The organism is Microcoleus sp. S13_C5, assembly GCF_036700845.1.
Taxonomy (GTDB): domain Bacteria; phylum Cyanobacteriota; class Cyanobacteriia; order Cyanobacteriales; family Microcoleaceae; genus Microcoleus.
The window spans coordinates 1-1,343 of record NZ_JAUBPR010000290.1 but is presented as its reverse complement, the minus strand read 5'-3'; the positions used below and the strand labels follow the sequence as shown (position 1 = coordinate 1,343).

General features: G+C 65.7%; 1 protein-coding gene. It reads left to right on the top strand.

All coding sequences use genetic code 11. The features are described 5' to 3' along the window. Positions 1–98: 98 nt before the first annotated feature. Positions 99–1,298, top strand: a complete 1,200-nt coding sequence (locus QUA04_RS29655) for an IS256 family transposase (RefSeq protein ID WP_333264378.1) — start codon at positions 99–101, stop codon at positions 1,296–1,298. Positions 1,299–1,343: the final 45 nt, after the last annotated feature.

Below are 1,343 nucleotides of genomic sequence, written 5' to 3'. Positions count from 1 at the left end.
GGTCGTGTCCCATAGCGTGGTGTAGCTGAGGGGTGGTCATCGGCGATTGCCGGTTAGGTTTGGGTTGCGAACGCAAAACCTGAACCGAGAGATCCCCGATGACCGACGAGATGATGAACCTGCGTGGGCTGCTGGAGAAGAGCCCTGACGCCGATCTTTTGCGCGAGATGATCGGCTTTGCCGCGCAACGTCTGATGGAGCTGGAAGTCGGCGGCCTGACCGGCGCCGGTTTTGGCGAGAAGAGCCCGGAGCGTCTGGCACAGCGCAACGGCTATCGCGAGCGAGACTGGGAGACCCGCGCCGGCACGGTCGAGCTGCGCATCCCCAAGCTGAGGAAGGGCTCGTATTTCCCGGGTTTCCTCGAGCCCCGTCGCATGGCCGAGAAGGCGCTGACCGCCGTGATCCAGGAGGCCTATATCCAGGGCATCTCGACGCGCTCGGTCGATGATCTGGTCAAGGCGATGGGCATGAGCGGCATCTCCAAGAGCCAGGTCAGCCGGCTCTGCGAGGAGATCGACGAACGGGTGCAGGCCTTCCTCGACCGGCCGATCGAAGGCGACTGGCCCTATCTCTGGATCGACGCGACCTATGTGAAGGTGCGCCAGGCCGGCCGGATCGTCTCGGTGGCGGTCATCGTCGCGGTCGGCGTCAACAGCGACGGCCGCCGCGAGGTGCTGGGCATGGATATCGGCCCCTCAGAGGCCGAGACCTTCTGGACCGCCTTCCTGCGCAAGCTGGCGCGGCGCGGTCTGCGCGGGGTGAAGCTCGTCGTCTCCGACAGCCATGAAGGCATCAAGGCGGCCGTCTCGAAGGTTCTGACCGCGACCTGGCAACGCTGCCGCGTCCACTTCATGCGCAATGCCCTGGCTCATGCGGGGCGTTCAGGTCGGCGGGTCGTCTCGGCCTTTATCGCCACCGCCTTCGCTCAGGACGATGCCGCTGCCGCCAGCCAGCAATGGCGCAAGGTCGCCGATCAGCTCAGGCCGACGGTCCCCAAGCTCGCCGCCCTGATGGACAAAGCCGAGACCGACGTCCTCGCCTACATGACCTTCCCGACCCAGCACCGCGCCAAGCTTCACAGCACCAATCCGCTGGAGCGCCTCAACGGCGAGATCAAGCGCAGGACCGAGGTCGTCGGCATCTTCCCCAACGAAGCGGCTATCACCCGCCTCGTCGGCGCCATCCTGCTCGAACAGAACGACGAATGGGCCGTCCAGCGCGCCCGCTACATCACGCTGGAAAGCATCGCGCCAATCAGCGATGATCCCATCGTCAGCCTGCCAGCCGTGGCCGCCTGACCAGCCCGGCCAAAGCCGGCATCGGGGTGGCTCCGCGAAGCTACA

Excerpts from the sequence above, each read along its gene's own strand:
- QUA04_RS29655 (WP_333264378.1), top strand. The coding sequence starts at position 99 with ATGACCGACGAGATGATGAACCTGCGTGGGCTGCTGGAGAAGAGCCCT.